This window comes from Archangium sp. (assembly GCF_036277355.1).
Lineage (GTDB): Bacteria > Myxococcota > Myxococcia > Myxococcales > Myxococcaceae > Archangium.
In genome coordinates this window covers 1-15,719 of the sequence record NZ_DASUNC010000147.1, presented here as the reverse complement: position 1 = coordinate 15,719, position 15,719 = coordinate 1, and the positions used below count along the sequence as shown (strand labels likewise).

At 66.8% G+C, this 15,719-nt stretch carries 15 protein-coding genes; 13 read left to right on the top strand and 2 right to left on the bottom strand.

Features of this window, described 5'->3' with window-relative positions; genetic code table 11:
* Positions 1-45 precede the first annotated feature (45 nt).
* Both VFZ09_RS36260 and VFZ09_RS36255 read left to right on the top strand, forming a co-directional pair.
* Positions 46-1,812 carry a DUF262 domain-containing HNH endonuclease family protein gene (locus VFZ09_RS36260; protein WP_329732336.1) on the top strand — a complete coding sequence of 589 codons (1,767 nt, stop codon included), beginning with the start codon at positions 46-48 and terminating at the stop codon, positions 1,810-1,812.
* Positions 1,813-2,089: 277 nt separating this feature from the next.
* A complete protein-coding gene (locus tag VFZ09_RS36255) occupies positions 2,090-2,299 on the top strand; it encodes a hypothetical protein (protein ID WP_329732335.1) in 210 nt (69 codons plus the stop codon).
* 212 nt (positions 2,300-2,511) lie between these two features.
* On the opposite strand, the gene VFZ09_RS36250 is transcribed toward VFZ09_RS36255, so the two are convergent.
* Both VFZ09_RS36250 and VFZ09_RS36245 read right to left on the bottom strand, forming a co-directional pair.
* Entirely contained in the window at positions 2,512-3,003 is a 492-nt protein-coding gene (locus VFZ09_RS36250) for a hypothetical protein (protein WP_329732334.1), read from the bottom strand.
* 19 nt (positions 3,004-3,022) lie between these two features.
* On the bottom strand, positions 3,023-3,376 hold the full coding sequence (locus VFZ09_RS36245; RefSeq protein WP_329732333.1) for a hypothetical protein: 354 nt from the start codon (positions 3,374-3,376) through the stop codon (positions 3,023-3,025).
* 81 nt (positions 3,377-3,457) lie between these two features.
* On the opposite strand from VFZ09_RS36245, the gene sppA reads away from it, so the two are divergent.
* The 11 genes from sppA to VFZ09_RS36190 all read left to right on the top strand — a co-directional run bounded on the left by sppA (position 3,458) and on the right by VFZ09_RS36190 (position 15,214).
* Positions 3,458-5,164: a signal peptide peptidase SppA gene (gene sppA, locus VFZ09_RS36240; protein WP_329732332.1), complete on the top strand. Its 1,707-nt coding sequence runs from the start codon at positions 3,458-3,460 to the stop codon at positions 5,162-5,164.
* A gap of 13 nt (positions 5,165-5,177) precedes the next feature.
* Positions 5,178-6,377 carry a zf-TFIIB domain-containing protein gene (locus VFZ09_RS36235; RefSeq protein WP_329732331.1) on the top strand — a complete coding sequence of 400 codons (1,200 nt, stop codon included), beginning with the start codon at positions 5,178-5,180 and terminating at the stop codon, positions 6,375-6,377.
* Between the two features lie 104 nt (positions 6,378-6,481).
* Positions 6,482-7,558: an Mrp/NBP35 family ATP-binding protein gene (locus VFZ09_RS36230; RefSeq protein WP_329732330.1), complete on the top strand. Its 1,077-nt coding sequence runs from the start codon at positions 6,482-6,484 to the stop codon at positions 7,556-7,558.
* A gap of 27 nt (positions 7,559-7,585) precedes the next feature.
* Positions 7,586-8,065 (top strand): hypothetical protein, encoded by a 480-nt coding sequence (locus VFZ09_RS36225; RefSeq protein WP_329732329.1) that lies wholly within the window; start codon positions 7,586-7,588, stop codon positions 8,063-8,065.
* Between the two features lie 4 nt (positions 8,066-8,069).
* Positions 8,070-8,474, top strand: a complete 405-nt coding sequence (locus tag VFZ09_RS36220; protein WP_329732328.1) for a hypothetical protein — start codon at positions 8,070-8,072, stop codon at positions 8,472-8,474.
* A 67-nt stretch (positions 8,475-8,541) separates the two neighbouring features.
* A complete protein-coding gene (locus VFZ09_RS36215) occupies positions 8,542-9,390 on the top strand; it encodes a 3-hydroxybutyryl-CoA dehydrogenase (RefSeq protein WP_329732327.1) in 849 nt (282 codons plus the stop codon).
* 15 nt (positions 9,391-9,405) lie between these two features.
* Positions 9,406-10,182 carry an enoyl-CoA hydratase/isomerase family protein gene (locus tag VFZ09_RS36210; protein ID WP_329732326.1) on the top strand — a complete coding sequence of 259 codons (777 nt, stop codon included), beginning with the start codon at positions 9,406-9,408 and terminating at the stop codon, positions 10,180-10,182.
* Between the two features lie 158 nt (positions 10,183-10,340).
* Positions 10,341-11,483, top strand: coding sequence for an acyl-CoA dehydrogenase (locus VFZ09_RS36205; protein WP_329732325.1), 1,143 nt, complete (start codon positions 10,341-10,343; stop codon positions 11,481-11,483).
* A gap of 14 nt (positions 11,484-11,497) precedes the next feature.
* Positions 11,498-11,983, top strand: coding sequence for an AgmX/PglI C-terminal domain-containing protein (locus tag VFZ09_RS36200; protein WP_329732324.1), 486 nt, complete (start codon positions 11,498-11,500; stop codon positions 11,981-11,983).
* 13 nt (positions 11,984-11,996) lie between these two features.
* The gene (locus tag VFZ09_RS36195) at positions 11,997-13,142 is read left to right on the top strand and encodes an acyl-CoA dehydrogenase family protein (protein ID WP_329732323.1); all 1,146 of its coding nucleotides are present in this window, start codon (positions 11,997-11,999) and stop codon (positions 13,140-13,142) included.
* Positions 13,143-13,504: 362 nt separating this feature from the next.
* Positions 13,505-15,214 (top strand): 30S ribosomal protein S1, encoded by a 1,710-nt coding sequence (locus tag VFZ09_RS36190; RefSeq protein ID WP_043390918.1) that lies wholly within the window; start codon positions 13,505-13,507, stop codon positions 15,212-15,214.
* The last annotated feature ends 505 nt before the right edge of the window (positions 15,215-15,719 follow it).

The window sequence follows — 15,719 nt, the reverse complement described above, 5'->3', positions numbered from 1 at the left end:
TCGGGACGGAGTGCGACCAATTTTCGTTTCTTGGGAGAGCCTGTTATGCAGAAGTTCAGGATCACCATCGAGGGGCGCCAGTTACCCATCGAGGATGTTTTCAACGAAAAGTTTCTGTTTCAGATTCCAGAGTACCAGCGCCCCTATTCCTGGGAACTTGAGCATGCGGTCGCATTGTTCGAAGACCTGCGCGCTGCACTTGGCGAGGGCACCGAACAACTCGACTACATCGCACCTTACTTTCTTGGTAGCATCGTGCTCATCAAGGATGAGCGTCCTGCGTCCTACGTGGTTGATGGTCAGCAGCGGCTTACCACGCTAACGATCCTACTGTCTGTTCTTCGTTCCCTTTTTCCACAGAGCCAAGCATCAAAGCTCGATCGCTTCTTGTATCAGCCTGGTGATGAATTTACCGGGCTCGCTGAGAGCTTCCGGCTTCGTGTACGGGACGATGATCGAGATTTCTTTCAGGAGTATGTTCAACGCCCTGGGGGTATCGACAAAGTTGCATCCCTCGACCCAAAAGTCCTCAAGCTTGAGACGCAACGAAGGATCCGCGCTAACACACTCGCGCTCTATGATTCAGCCAAGAAGCTCAGCGACGATGCCCGGCTGCGGCTGACTCGTTACCTCCTGACCCGGTGCTTCCTCGTCGTGGTGTCCACACCAGACCTCGATGCTGCTTACCGGATCTTCTCGGTGCTTAACGATCGCGGGCTGGATCTTTCGCACGCAGACATTCTCAAAGCCGAGATTGTTGGCGGCATCCCGACCGATGACAGGCCGACGTTCGCGAAGAAGTGGGAGGCGCACGAAAACCGCCTGGGGCGCACTGCGTTCAACGATCTGTTTGCCCACATCCGAATGATCCATGCACGAACAAAGCTCAAGGGCACCGTGCTCAAGGAATTTCGCGAGGTTGTTGTCACTAAGTACCCAGATCCAGCCAAGCTCATCGACAGCGAGTTGCTGCCAATGGCCGAAGCGTACGAGGACCTGTTGACAGCCAGCTTCACGAGCAGCGAGCACGCTGACGAGATCAACCAACTGCTGAGCTGGATGCTGGGGAATGGTGAGCGAGTAGGTATCGAAAACGTCGACTGGATTCCTCCGGCGCTCCGATGTCTCGCCGCATACCGCCGGGCTGAGCCGTCGCCTTTCAAGGAATCTGCTGCAGTACTTCGCTTCCTACGTGACCTTGAGCGCCTCGCCGCTGGGATGATGTTCCTTCGGAACAACATCAACGATCGCATCCGACGCTATGGTCAACTGCTTGAGGCAATGGAGCGCGGTGACGATCTGTACGCCGATACCTCTCCTCTGCAATTCACTGCGGATGAGCAGACCAGGATATTAAGTATCCTCGATGGTAACTTGTATGAAGAACAGCGGATCCGGCTCTATGTACTCCTTCGGCTTGATCAAACGCTGTCCGACGGCTCGGCCTCATACGACTACCCGGTGATCACTGTCGAGCATGTGCTCCCACGAAATCCACCGTCGAATAGTCAGTGGAGAACGTTGTTCAACGACGCTCAGCGTTCGGCGTTTGTGCACCGGCTCGGCAATCTCGCGCTGCTCTCACGCAGGAAGAACAGCGAAGCATCCAACTTGGAGTTCACGCCCAAAAAGGCCAAATATCTGGCAACCGCGAAAAGCGGTGGATCGCCATTCGTGTTGACCAGTGAGGTTCTCCATGAATCTACCTGGACGCCTGCTGTAGTGGAGGCACGGCAGAAGAGGTTGCTCGCGAAGCTCACCTCTCTCTGGCGTCTGACACCAATGCAGCCATCTGCAGGAAACACCAACTGAAGAGTCCCCATGGCGATGATCGCGAGAGGCCATAGCACCGTGGTACTCGCGGGTACTCGCGTTTCCAATGGTTCATGTAATGCAGACGCAGGACACCGAGTGTTGGCCATAGCCTTGTTTGTGCGCATATGGGCTAAGTGTCTGTTCCGGTAGTAGGCAGACCTGCATCCTCGCCCGAGGAGCAATCGGGCAGGGACGGTCTCTACCGGAACAGGCACTTTAAAATGTCTAGCAGCGTGCCACTCGGCAGGCCATCGAACGCCGCAAAGTAAAAGACATGACGAAGATCACGATCACGATCCCAGACCACATCCCCCATGGCCGTAAGGCGAGCGTTCTGAAAGGCATTATTCGCAAACTCATGCCTCTTGCGGACGTGAGGACACCGCTTGACTACACTCCTGAAGGGCATGAACTAGCCATTCAAACTGGCGAAGATATTGCCGAGCAGATCGAGCGAGCCATTGAAGCGCACGTTGAGCGCTAGCACCAAACGCGCAAAAGGGTCGAAACGGGTGACCTGAAAAGTTCCGCTCGCCCAGAGGGAGGCCAGGTCACCTCCGCTCGGGGGCAGCGGAACCACCATCTCCACCAGAAAAGGGCCCTCGACGCGTTTGGTGCTAGTTGAGGAAAGTATAGGCGGAATGGGGCTCTCCAGCGGGGCGGCGGGCTGGTCATAGGGTACCGCGCAGTGCGTACCTACTCGCGCTTCAGGTACACCGAGTGACAGGAGACGCACGTCTGCACGAGCAGGCCGTAGCTCTCGGAGAGCGCCGCGTCGTCCTTCTTCCCGGCGGCGGCGGCGACGGCCTGGGCCCGCCTGCGCACCTCGTCCTGGAGGACGAAGAAGCGCTCGGGCAGGAAGGCGGCGGGCTCGTCCTCGGAGCCTGCCTGGGGACGATCGATCCGGGGCTCGGCGGCGATGCGCTCGGCGGTGGCGCGCGCCACGTCGTAGCGGAGCAGCGTCACGCTGAACATCAGATCGCGCGCGTCCTGCCCGTGGCGGGCCATCTTCTTGCGCAGCAGGGCGCGGGCATCCTCGGGGAGGTAGTCCGGCGCGGGCAGGCCAGGGCCACCCTTGGCCTCGGCGGCCTTCGCCTTGGGCTTGGACGCGGCGGAGGCGCTCAGGAGGGCTCCCAGGGACAGGCAGCCGGCGAGCACCAGGGACAGGGGGGACGGGGCACGCTTCATGGAAGGCCCTCGCGGGAGGCTACGCCTGCTCGTCTTCGGCGACCTCGCCGCGGGAGCTGGCGACGCCGAACGTGTTGGCCTCGGACATCTCCTTGGTGGTGCCCCGGTACGCGCGATACGCGAAGGGCGCGGCCACGAGCATCGCGATGACGCCCAGGCCGATGGCCTTCCAGGGGATGGGCTCTTCCTTGATCTGGATGTCCCGGTTGTACGAGTTGATGTTGTACTTGGGGCGGGAGCGGGCGGTGTCACGCTCCTCCTGGGTCATTTCTTCGCCCTGGAAGCTCTGCAGCTGCCGCCGCTGGGCGAGGGCGGCGCCGCCAGTGACGAGCACGAGGACGGCCAGCAGACGCGAGAAGAGGGGGAGGCGCATGGCGGCGCAGCCTACCACGACCTGACAGGTGCGTAGAACAGGGCTTGCTTCCCCCCCGGCGCTCCATTAGGCGCCAGACCCGTGCGCTTCCTCGTCATTCCCCTGATCAACCTGCTGGTGCTGTTGAGGGTGCTGTTGGGTCTCCCGTTCCGCCTGTTGGGGGCCCGGAGCCGGCCGGCCTATGTGCGCTTCCGGCTGGCGGGGGATCCCCCCTACCGGGAGCGGCCCCGGCGTTCCCGCCTGCCCCTGGGCCTGGGAGGGCAGGGCCGTCCCGAGCCCGCCACGGTGACGTCGCTGGAGTCCTTCCGCGAGGCGCTGGAGCTGCTGGCGAAGGATGAGAAGGTGAAGGGCATCCTCCTGGTGCTGGAGGACCTGGAGGTGCCGCCGGCCAAGCGGGAGGTGCTGGAGAAGCTGCTCGGGGACTTCCGGGCGGCGGGCAAGCGGGTGGTGGCGTGGGCGGTGAGCGTGGACAACGTGGGCTACCAGGTGATGTGCGCGGCGGACGAGGTGCTGCTGTCCCCGGCGGGCCGGTTGGATCTGGTGGGCTTCGCCGCGGAGGCCACCGCGCTGGGCGAGGGCCTGGGCCGGATTGGCATCAAGGCGCACTTCTTGCGGCGGGGCGCGTACAAGACGGCGCCGGAGCTCTTCACGCACGCGCACGTGTCGGACATCCAGCGGCAGACGCTCGAGTCCTTCCTGGACGAGCGGTACGTGGACCTGGTGGACGGCGTGGCGCGGGGGAGGCGGCGCACGCCGGAGGAGGTGAGGGCGTGGATCGACGCGGGCCCCTACAGCGCGAAGCGCGCGATGGCGGGAGGCCTCATCGACGGGACGTGTGACGAGGCGGATCTGCCCGCGCGGCTCGGGGGCGGGAAGCAGGAGGAGGAGGACGAGGACGACGAGGGCGTGGAGCCGATGCCGATGTACCGGGCGCGGCTGCCGTGGCCGCCGGTGCGGTGGCGTCCGCTGCGTCCGAGGCCGCGGCTGGGGGTGGTGCCCGTGTCGGGGATGATCGTCCCGGGCAAGGGAACGCCGGGGCGGACGGCGGGCTCGGACACGGTGGTGAAGGCGCTGCGCGCGGCGGGGCGCAACCGGAGGGTGAAGGCGGTGGTGCTGTACGTGGCGAGCCCGGGAGGCTCGGCGGTGGCCTCGGAGATCATGCTGGAGGCGGTGCAGCGGGTGGCCAAGAAGAAGCCGGTCATCGCCTTCGTGGATCAGGTGGCGGCGAGCGGCGGCTACATGGCCGCGCTGGGCGCCAGGGAGATCTGGGCCACGCAGCACTCGGTGGTGGGCTCCATCGGTGTGTTCTCGGGGAAGTTCGACACCTCGGAGCTGATGGAGAAGCTGGGGGTGCACCGCACGCTGATAACGCGGGGAGAGACGGCGGGCATCTACTCGAGCTCGCGGGGCTTCACCGAGCACGAGCGGGCCCTGATGGAGCTCGAGATGGAGGAGACGTACCAGGCCTTCCTCGAGCACGTGGCGAAGGCGCGGGGCCGGACGACGGCGGAGATCCACGCGCTGGGAGAGGGGCGGGTGTACAGCGGCACGCGGGCGTTGGGGGTGGGGCTGGTGGACAAGGTGGGGGGCTTCGAGGAGGCGTGCCGTCACGCGATGGCGCTGGCGAAGGTGCCGGCGGGGCGCTTCGAGCTGCGGACGTATGGGGGAGGGGATCGGGGCTTCTCGCTGCTGAAGCTGTTGCTGGGGAACGCGTGGGCGGGGGTTTATGCCTTCTGTCCAACGGCCTGGAGCCTGCTGGGGTTCAAGGGAGGGGAGCGTTTCGAGTAACCTCCCGGCCCGCATGGCGCGCCCCTGTCCCCTCTGTGAGAACCAGCCGCTGCGGCCCTTGCGCGTCTCCCATGTGGAAATCGACACCTGCCCGCGCTGTCACGGGCTGTGGTTCGATCGGGGCGAGCTGGAGCGTTTCCCGGATCGGCCCCCGGCGCGGAGCTTCCTGGCCATGAAGGGGCAGACCTTCTCGAGGTGCCGGAGGTCGGGGCACCCGGTGGGCCGGGCGGAGGCGGTGTGCCCCACGTGCCGGAGCGAGCCCGTGCGTTGCCCGGCCTGCTCCGAGCGCCTGCGGCGGGTGGTGACGAGCGCCAGTCCCGTGGACGTGTGCCCCTCGTGCGAGGGGGTGTGGTTGGACGCGGGCGCCTTCGAGGCGCTGGCGGGCGTGACGGAGACCCGGCCGCCGCCCACGGGGGTGGTGCCCCAGGCGCGGCCCTCCGCTCCGGCGACGGCGGCCATGGAGTGCTCGCGCTGCGGGGTGGGGCTCCAGGTCTCGGAGGCCTATGCGTACGAGGGTGAGGTGTATTGCGGTGCGTGCCGGCCACCGGGCTCGGTCTCGGGGGCGGCGATGAAGAAGGGCACACCGGGAGGCCCGCTGCGCAGGGTCCTGGGAGCGCTGTCCACGCTGTCCCTGGCCGTGTCCGGGGCGGCCACGGGCTGTGTCCACACACCGGGGCCCTCGGAGGTGGCGGCGTCCTACGCCCGGGCGTTGGAGGAGAACCGGCTGGCGGAGGCCTACGCGTTGACGAGCGCCCCCGCCGAGGCCCGGCCCGCGTTCCTGGAGCACTACGCGGACGCCTCGGTCCGTCAGGCCCGGGCGAAGGAGGTGCGCGAGGCCCTCCCGGAGCTCCAGGCGCGAGCCGCGGCCCTCACGCTGGTCCAGGCGAAGGAAGGCTGGCGGGTCGTCGAGGAGAAACCCGAGGACGCGCCCCGGGCGGCCCTGAAGGGCTTCCTGGACGCGGTGGAGGCGGGCCACTGGAACAAGGCCTGGTCGCTGCTGAGCGATCCCCTGCGTGCCCGCTACACCCCCGAGCGCCTGCGCGAGGACTTCAAGCGCGAGCCCCTGTCGGCCGAGCGGGTACGCCGGGCGCGGCTCGCCCTGGAGGGGGACGTGCGGGTGACGGCGTCGGGGGCGGAGTTCCCCCTGGGGACGGACCGGGCCGTACGGCTGGTCCGGGAGGCAGGCGAGTACCGGGTGGCCGCGATCGAATGAGAAGAGGTGCGGCCGGGGAGACGCTGGATTAGACGAGGTTGACACCGGGGGGGCCGCTGGCTATTTCGGCGCGCCCCCCGGATTCAAAGGATTCAGGTACACAGATGAGTGTTTCCGAGCGCGACATCCTCGCGGCGATGTCGAAGGTGATGGATCCCGAGCTGCACATCGACCTCGTGAAGGCCGGGATGGTGAAGGACGTCCGCGTGGACGGAGACAAGGCGAAGCTCAAGATCGAGCTGACCACGCCGGCCTGCCCGATGAAGGGGAAGATCCAGGCGGACGCCGAGGCGGCGCTCAAGCAGGTGCCGGGGCTGAAGACGTTCGACATCGAGTGGGGCGCGCAGGTGCGCTCGGCGCCGAACGCCGGGGGGCAGGCGATCCTCCCGCAGGTGAAGAACGTGATCCTGGTGGGCGCCGGCAAGGGTGGCGTGGGCAAGAGCACGGTGTCGGTGAACCTGGCGGCGGCGCTGGCGCGCGAGGGCGCGAAGGTGGGCCTGCTGGACGCGGACTTCTACGGCCCCTCGGTGCCGCTGATGACGGGCATCACGGAGAAGCCGGTGAGCCCGGATGGCAAGACGCTGCTGCCGCTGGAGAAGCACGGCCTGAAGGTCATGTCGATCGGCTTCCTGGTGGAGGCGGATCAGGCGCTCATCTGGCGCGGGCCCATGCTGCACGGGGCGCTGATGCAGCTGGTGCGCGACGTGCGCTGGGGCGAGCTGGACTACCTGGTGCTGGACTTGCCGCCGGGCACGGGTGACGTGGCGCTGTCGCTGTCGCAGTCGGTGAAGGCGTCGGGCGCGGTGCTGGTGACGACGCCGCAGGACGTGGCGCTGGCGGACGTGGTGCGCGCCAAGCAGATGTTCGACAAGGTGCACATCCCGGTGCTGGGCATCGTGGAGAACATGAGCCAGTTCGTGTGCCCGCACTGCTCGAAGGCCACGGCCATCTTCAACCGGGGCGGCGGCCGCAAGGCGGCGGAGATGTTCGGCATCCCGTTCCTGGGGGAGATTCCCCTGGAGCTGAAGATCCGCGAGGCGGGTGACGCGGGCGTGCCGGTGGTGATCAGCCACCCGGAGAGCGCCGAGGCCCAGGCCTTCGTGGCGATGGCGCGCAACATCGCGGGCCGCGTGTCCACCGAGAACATGCGGGTGGCGGTGAAGCTGCCGGTGATACGCTAGTCACTCCCCGCGAACCCCGAGGACCCTATGGCGCCCGGCAGCAAGGCCCCCGAAGACGACAACGACGACTTCGATCCGTTGCTCGGAGACGAGCCGGAGCGGGAGGGTTCTCGCGCGGGCTTCGTGCCCGAGTTCGTGCGCAAGGTGGCGGTGGCGGGACTGGGGGCCCTCTTCATGACGGAGGAGGGCATCCGCTCGCTGGCTGGCCAGCTGAAGCTGCCCAAGGAAGTGCTCGGCTACATCCTCGGGCAGGCGGAGAAGACGAAGGACGAGGTGGGCCGGGTCGTCTCCGAGGAGCTGCGGCGCTTCCTCCAGTCGGAGAAGCTGCGCGACGAGCTGCTCAAGGTGGTCTCGGGGATGACCATCGAGGTGAAGGCGCAGATCCGCCTGGTGCCTCACGAGGAGCAGGAGCAGGGCGAGACGGGCACGCCGGGCCGGGCCAAGGTGACCGTCAGCGAGCTGCACACGCGCCGAGGCGGCAAGAAGGCCGCGACGAAGAAGGAGTGAGCGCGTGGAGGGCGGCGAGCGGCGGAACTGGAGACAACACCCGCTGCTGAGGCGGCTGCCCCTCCTGTTGCTGGTGGCGCTGGGCCTGTGGCTGTGGAAGGGCGCGGACACTCCCGAGCGCGAGCTGGCGTGGCGGTTGGAGGGCCCGGGCTGGAGTGAGATCCGGGCGCTCGACTTCCAGGTGAAGAACGCGGACGGCGAGCTGGTGAAGCGCGAGACGCGCTCGTTCCAGTCCGGTCCACCGGGCCTGGTCACCCTGGAGGCGCGGTTGCCCGCGGGGACGTACGAGGTGTGGGTGTTCGCCCGAGGTGAGAGCGGACCCTCGAGGCCGCCGCTTGTGGAGCGCCTGACACTCGGAGACGAGGAGGAGCGCGCCGAGCGGACACTTCGGTTCCCCGTGAGTCGTTGACCGGTGGGGGAGCGAGGGCTATAGCGCGCCCGGTTCCTCGTTTACCGAGCAAGGGGTCTCGAACGCCATGGCATCGGAGCACATCATCGTCGTCGGGGCAGGTCAGATGGGGTCGGGCATCGCCCAGGTGGCGCTGCAGGCTGGCCTGCGGGTCACCCTGGTGGATGTCTCGAAGGAGGGCCTCGCCAAGGGTGCCGAGCGCATCAAGGCGGGCCTGAAGAAGCTGGTGGAGAAGGGCAAGCTGGACGCGGCCCGGCTCGAGGCGGCGAACACGAACCTCGCCACCGCCACGAGCGCCACCGAGGTGAAGGACGTGGACTTCGCCATCGAGGCGGTGACGGAGAACGAGGACCTCAAGCGCCGCATCTTCTTGGAGCTGGACGGCGTGGTGAAGCCGGGCGGCATCCTGGCCACGAACACCTCGTCCATCCCCATCACGCGGATCGCCGCGGCGACGAAGCGCCCCGAGAACGTGATCGGCATGCACTTCATGAACCCGGTGCCGGTGATGCAGCTGGTGGAGCTGATCCGGGGCGCGGCGACGTCGGACGCGACGTACCAGACGACGAAGGCGCTGGCGGAGAAGATGGGGAAGACCACGGTGGTCTCCAAGGACTTCCCGGGCTTCATCGTGAACCGCATCCTGATTCCGATGCTGAACGAGGCCTGCTTCGCGCTGCAGGAGGGGCTGGGGACGGCGGAGGACATCGACACGGCGATGAAGCTGGGCACCAACCAGCCCATGGGCCCGCTGCAGCTGGCGGACTTCATCGGCCTGGACACGGTGCTCTACATCGCCGAGGTGCTCCACAAGGGCCTGGGTGACGACAAGTACCGCCCGAGCCCGCTGCTGCGGCAGTACGTGGACGCCGGCTGGTACGGCAAGAAGAGCGGCCGCGGTTTCTACAAGTACTAGGACGAGGACTTCCCCATGGCCTACGAGAACATCCGGCTGGAGACCGAGGACGCGATCGCGATCCTCACCATCGATCGTCCCAAGGCGCTCAACGCCCTCAACAGCAAGACGCTCCAGGAGCTCGAGTCCGCGCTCCTGTCCCTGCCCGCCACGGCCCGTGCGCTCATCATCACGGGTGGCGGCGACAAGGCCTTCGTGGCCGGTGCGGACATCGCGGAGATGGCGTCCATCAGCGCGGCGCAGGCGCGGGAGTTCGCCGCCCTGGGTCACCGTGCCTTCCAGACGCTCGAGCAGCTGCCCATCCCCACCATCGCCGCGGTGAACGGCTTCGCGCTCGGCGGCGGGTGTGAGCTGGCCCTCGCGTGCGATCTCATCTACGCCTCGGAGAAGGCGAAGCTGGGCCTGCCCGAGGTGAGCCTCGGCGTCATCCCGGGCTTCGGCGGCACGCAGCGGCTCACCCGCGTGGTGGGCAAGATGCGCGCGAAGGAGCTCGTCTTCACGGGTGAGCGCCTGGACGCGGCCAAGGCCAAGGAGATCGGCCTGGTGCTCGACGTGCTCCCGGCGGATCAGCTCCTGGCCCACTGCAAGGCGGTGGCGGGGAAGATGCTCAAGAACGGCCCACTGGCCATCTCCCAGGCCAAGCGCGTCATCGAGTTCGGCGCGGACCAGGATCTCCGGGCGGCCAACGAGCTGGAGCGCCAGGGCTTCGCGGTGCTCTTCGGCTCGGAGGACCAGAAGGAGGGCATGAAGGCCTTCCTGGAGAAGCGTCCGGCCGGCTTCACCGGCAAGTAGTCCGGTAGCGGACGGCTCCCCGGGCTGCTCTGGGGAGCCTTCGGGCAGACTAATGGGCGCGGCAACTCGTGCTTGCCTGCCCCTCTTGCAATCGCTGTTCCCAGGCGCGCGGCCCCGTATATGTACCCCCGCGCCCTTCTTTCCCGACCAGGAGTGCCATGAACTTCGAGCTGACCGATGTCCAGCGCGAGATCCAGCGGATGTGCCGCGAGTTCGCCGCGCGCGAGCTGATCCCCAACGCCCGCAAGTGGGACGAGACGCACCAGTGGCCCGCCGACTCGGTGAAGAAGCTGGCCGAGCTGTCGCTGCTGGGCGTGGCGGTGCCGGAGCAGTACGGCGGCGCGGGCCTGGACAACGTCTGCTACGCGGTGGCCATGGAGGAGATCAGCCGTGGCTGCGCCTCCAACGGCGTCATCATGAGCGTGAACAACTCGCTCTACTGCGATCCGGTGATGAAGTACGGCACCGAGGAGCAGAAGGCCGAGTTCCTCACGCCGTTCGCCCGGGGCGAGAAGCTGGGTTGCTTCGGCCTCACCGAGCCCGAGGCGGGCAGCGACGCGGCCTCGCAGAAGACCGTCGCGGTGCGCAAGGGTGACGAGTACGTCATCAACGGCTCGAAGAACTGGATCACCAACGGCCCCAAGGCCGACGCCATCGTGCTCTTCACGATGACGAACAAGGAGGCGGGCAACAAGGGCATCACCGCGTTCCTCGTGCCCACCAACACCCCGGGCTTCATCCGCGCCGAGCCGGACAAGAAGATGGGCATCAGCGCGGCGCACTCCTGCAGCATGTTCTTCGAGGACATGCGCGTGCCGGCCAGGAACATGCTCGGCAAGGAGGGCGACGGCTTCAAGATCGCCATGAGCACGCTGGACGGTGGCCGCATCGGCATCGCGTCGCAGGCGTTGGGCATCGCCCGCGCGGCCTTCGAGGAGGCGGTGCGCTACTCGGGCGAGCGCAAGACGTTCGGCAAGGCCATCCGCGAGCACCAGGCCATCCAGTTCATGATCGCCGACATGGCCACGGAGATCGACGCGGCCCGGATGCTCGTGCTGCGGGCGGCGCTGCTCAAGGACAAGGGCGTGCGCCACTCGGCCGAGAGTGCCATGGCCAAGCTGTACGCCAGCGAGATGGCCAGCCGCGTGGCCAACAAGGCCCTGCAGGTGCATGGCGGCATGGGTTACTCCAAGGAGATGGACGCCGAGCGCCACGTGCGCGACGCGCGCATCACGGAAATCTACGAGGGGACGAGCGAGATCCAGCGCATCGTCATCTCGGCCAACCTGCTGAAGGACTAGGAGTCCAACCGTTCATGATGAACCGTTCCCTGTTGATGGTGGTGGTGCTCGGGTCGGGCCTGGCGTTCGCGCAGGGCTCGCCCGCGAAGAAGGGCGCGTCCGCCAAGGACACCGCTCCCGAGGCGGCCGCCCCCGCACAGGAGAAGAAGAAGGCGGAGCCGGTGCGGCCTCCGCCTCCGGACATCAGCCGGCTGCCCTTCACCCCGGACTCCATCCGCGAGGTGATGCAGTACTACGCGCGTGACGTGCAGGACTGCTACGAGGAGCTGCTCGCGGCCAAGGGCAACAAGGTGGAGGAGGGCCGCATCATGACGACCTTCACCATCTCGCCCGATGGCTTCGTGCGCAACGCCAAGGTGGCCAGGAGCGGCACGACCATCAAGGACGCGCGGCTGCACGAGTGCGTGGTGAGTGTGCTCACCGGCATCAACTTCCCGGCGCCGCCGGATGGGCGCGAGTACCCCATCGAGTACCCGTTCAACCTCAAGGCCATCAAGTAGGACACCCGCTCCCGTGAACCTCGAGCTCACCGAGACGCAGACGCTCATTCGCGACACCGCCCGCAAGTTCGCCCGCGAGCGCGTAGCGCCCCAGGCCCGCAAGTTCGACAGGGAGGAGTTCTTCTCCGTCGAGCTCTTCAAGGAGCTGGCCTCCCTGGGGCTCATGGGGGTGAACATCCCCGGCCAGTACGGCGGCGCCGAGGCGGGGACCACCTCCTATGCCCTGGCGATGATGGAGATGGCGGCCGCATGCGCCTCCACCTCGGTGGCCATGGCCGTCACCAACATGTGTGGCGAGCTCATCCACAAGTTCGGCACCGAGGCCCAGCGCGAGAAGTACGTCACGCGGATCACCTCGGGCGAGGCGGTGGTGGGCTCGTTCGCGCTCTCCGAGCCCCACGCCGGCTCGGATCCGCGCGCCATGCGCACCACGGCGGTGCGGCGCGGGGACAAGTGGGTCATCAACGGCAGCAAGCAGTGGATCACCTCCGGCGCCTACGCGGGGGTGATGGTGGTGTGGGCCCTCACGGGCGGGCAGGGGAACAAGGGCATCTCCGCGTTCATCGTGGAGGGCGGGACCAAGGGCCTCATCGTCGGCAAGCACGAGGACAAGATGGGCCTGCGTGCGTCCAACACCGTGAGCCTCACCTTCGAGGACATGGAGATCCCCGCGGAGAACCTCCTGGGCAAGGAGGGGGATGGTTTCAAGCTGGCGATGATCGCGCTGGATGGTGGGCGCATCGGCATCGCCTCGCAGGCGTGCGGCGTGGCGCGGGCGGCGCTCGAGGCCTCCATCCGCTACGCGAAGGACCGCAAGGCCTTTGGCCAGCCCATTGGCGAGTTCCAGGGCCTGCGCTTCATGCTGGCCAACATGGCCACGGAGCTCCAGGCGGCCGAGCTGCTGACGTACCGGGCCGCGTTCCTCAAGGACGAGGGCCAGCCGTTCACCCGCGAGGCCTCCATGGCGAAGCTGTACGCCAGCGAGATGTCCAACCGGGCGGTGGACAAGGCGGTGCAGATCCACGGCGGCTACGGCTACATCGACGAGTTCCCCGTGGAGCGCTACTTCCGCGACGCCCGCGTGCAGACCATCTACGAGGGCACCAGCGAGGTGCAGCGCCTGGTGATCGCCCGCGAGACGTTCAAGCTGCTCGACTGAACGCCCGCCCCCCGGGCCGAGGGCCCCCGCTGCCGGGGGACCCCGTGCCGTGGGGTGATGGCGCGACTACCCATGGGGTAGCACCTTCTCCTCGGGGACAGGCGCCAGCAGGCCTGGCGACCTGGCCCGCGGGACGAGGTTTCGGGTGGGGTGGGGGTGCCCGTCCCACCCGGGCCGGATTATCAAGACTGTGAACAAGTACCGCGTGCTCGCTTGACTGCCGGTGTAACCGGTGTCTAGGGTGCGCGCCTTCGAGTCAACTCCGTTGTGGAGTGGGCTCGCGGGCCACTCGTAGCTCCCCGCGAGTGGCTGCCGTCAACCACCGGGGGCAGCTGTACCAGTTTCGAAGGACTCCCAATCTCATGCAGCAGAATGTGAACCAGCAGATCGGAGATGTTGGCGACGAGGATTTTGCCGCGATGTTCGAGGCCTCGCTCAAGGAGCGTGGCGGCGAGGGCATCCTCAAGGAGGGCGAGATCGTCAAGGGCACCGTGGTGCAGGTGACCAAGGACTACGCCATCGTCGACATCGGCTACAAGTCCGAGGGCCAGGTTCCGATCTCCGAGTTCACCAGCCCTCGCGGCGAGGTCTCCGTCAAGGCGGGCGACCCTGTCGAGGTCCTCCTGGAGAGCCGCGAGAACGATACCGGCATGGTCGTCCTCTCCAAGGAGAAGGCCGACAAGATGCGCATCTGGGACGAGATCAGCGCCGCCTGCGAGCGCGATGAGATCGTCAAGGGCACCATCGTGGGCCGCGTGAAGGGTGGCCTCTCCGTCGACATCGGCGTGAAGGCGTTCCTCCCCGGCAGCCAGGTGGATATCCGCCCGGTGCGCAACCTCGACCAGTACATCTCGAAGGAATTCGAGTTCAAGGTCATCAAGTTCAACAAGAAGCGCGGCAACATCGTGCTCTCCCGCCGCGTGCTGCTCGAGAAGCAGCGCGAGGAGATGAAGAAGGAGACCCTCAAGAACCTCAAGGAGGGTGCGGTCCTCAAGGGCGTGGTCAAGAACCTCACCGACTACGGCGCCTTCATCGACCTCGGCGGCATCGACGGCCTCCTCCACATCACCGACATGTCCTGGGGCCGCATCGGTCACCCCAGCGAGATGTTCAACGTGGGTGACGAGGTTCGCGTCGTCGTCCTCAAGTTCGACCCGACGCAGGAGCGCGTCAGCCTGGGCCTCAAGCAGATCCAGGAGGATCCGTGGCACCGCGCCGACGAGAAGTACCCGGTCGGCACCCGCGTGCGCGGCAAGACGGTCTCCATCACCGACTACGGCGCGTTCATCGAGATCGAGCAGGGCGTCGAGGGTCTGGTGCACGTGTCCGAGATGTCCTGGACCAAGCGCCTCAAGCACCCCAGCAAGATGCTCGAGGTCGGCCAGGAGGTCGAGGCCGTGGTTCTCGACATCGATCCGAAGGCCAAGCGGATTGCCCTGGGCATGAAGCAGATCGAGCAGAACCCCTGGACGCTGCTCGAGGACAAGTACCCGATCGGCTCCGTCATCAAGGGTCAGATCCGCAACGTCACCGACTTCGGCGTGTTCGTCGGCGTCGAGGAGGGCGTGGACGGCCTGGTGCACGTGTCCGACATCTCCTGGACCCAGCGCATCAAGCACCCGGGCGAGATGTTCAAGAAGGGCGACGAGGTCGAGGCGGTGGTGCTCAACATCGACGTCGAGAACGAGCGCTTCAGCCTGGGCATCAAGCAGCTCCAGCCGGATCCCTGGGACACCCTGTCCGAGCGCACCCCGGTGGGCAGCCGCGTGAAGGGCAAGGTCACCAAGGTGACGGACTTCGGCGCCTTCGTGGAGATCGAGCCCGGCATCGAGGGCCTCGTGCACGTCTCCGAGCTGAAGGAGGAGCGCGTCGAGAACCCGCGTGACGTGGTGCAGGAGGGCCAGGAGGTCGAGGTCAAGATCATCGACATCAACACCCAGGACCGGAAGGTCGCTCTGTCGATGAAGGCCCTGATCGGCGAGGGCGAGGACTACCGCGAGTACCTCCGCCGCCAGGCCGAGGGCTCCAAGGCCCGCCTCGGCGACGTGATGGCGAGCAAGCTGAAGAAGTAGGCAGTTCGCCCCTCACGCGAGGGACACAAGGCGGCCGGGCTTCCTTCGGGGGCCCGGCCGTTTGTTTTGGTGCGCCCGGCATGGGCATCGACTTGGAGGTGAAAGTCCTCCCGAGAGCAGGTCACCGCGAACGAAGGGAACCGCAGAGCATCGGACCGTGAGGCCGGTGTGAAGGAAGCGGGAAACGAAGCCGCGGGGCGACGAACAGGAACCGGCTGTGAGGCGGCACCGAGCGGAGCGAGCGGGCCAAAGACCGCGAAGCTCCGGTGACCAAGGCGAGGTGACGTAGAGCCGGCGCTCGTGCGGTGAAGGTCGATGTTCTTACCCGGGGAGAGCTCGCCTCGTGCCTGAAAGGGCGACGCCGAGAGGCGGAGCGAGCAGTCAGCAGAGGCCGTAGTGTGCGCTGGGCAGCGCACTGGTCAGGAGGGTTGAAGTCCCTCCGGCGCTCGGATGAGGAGCGCCGTATCCAAAGGCGGGGGTAACGCCTCGCCGGCCGGAGAGAGTG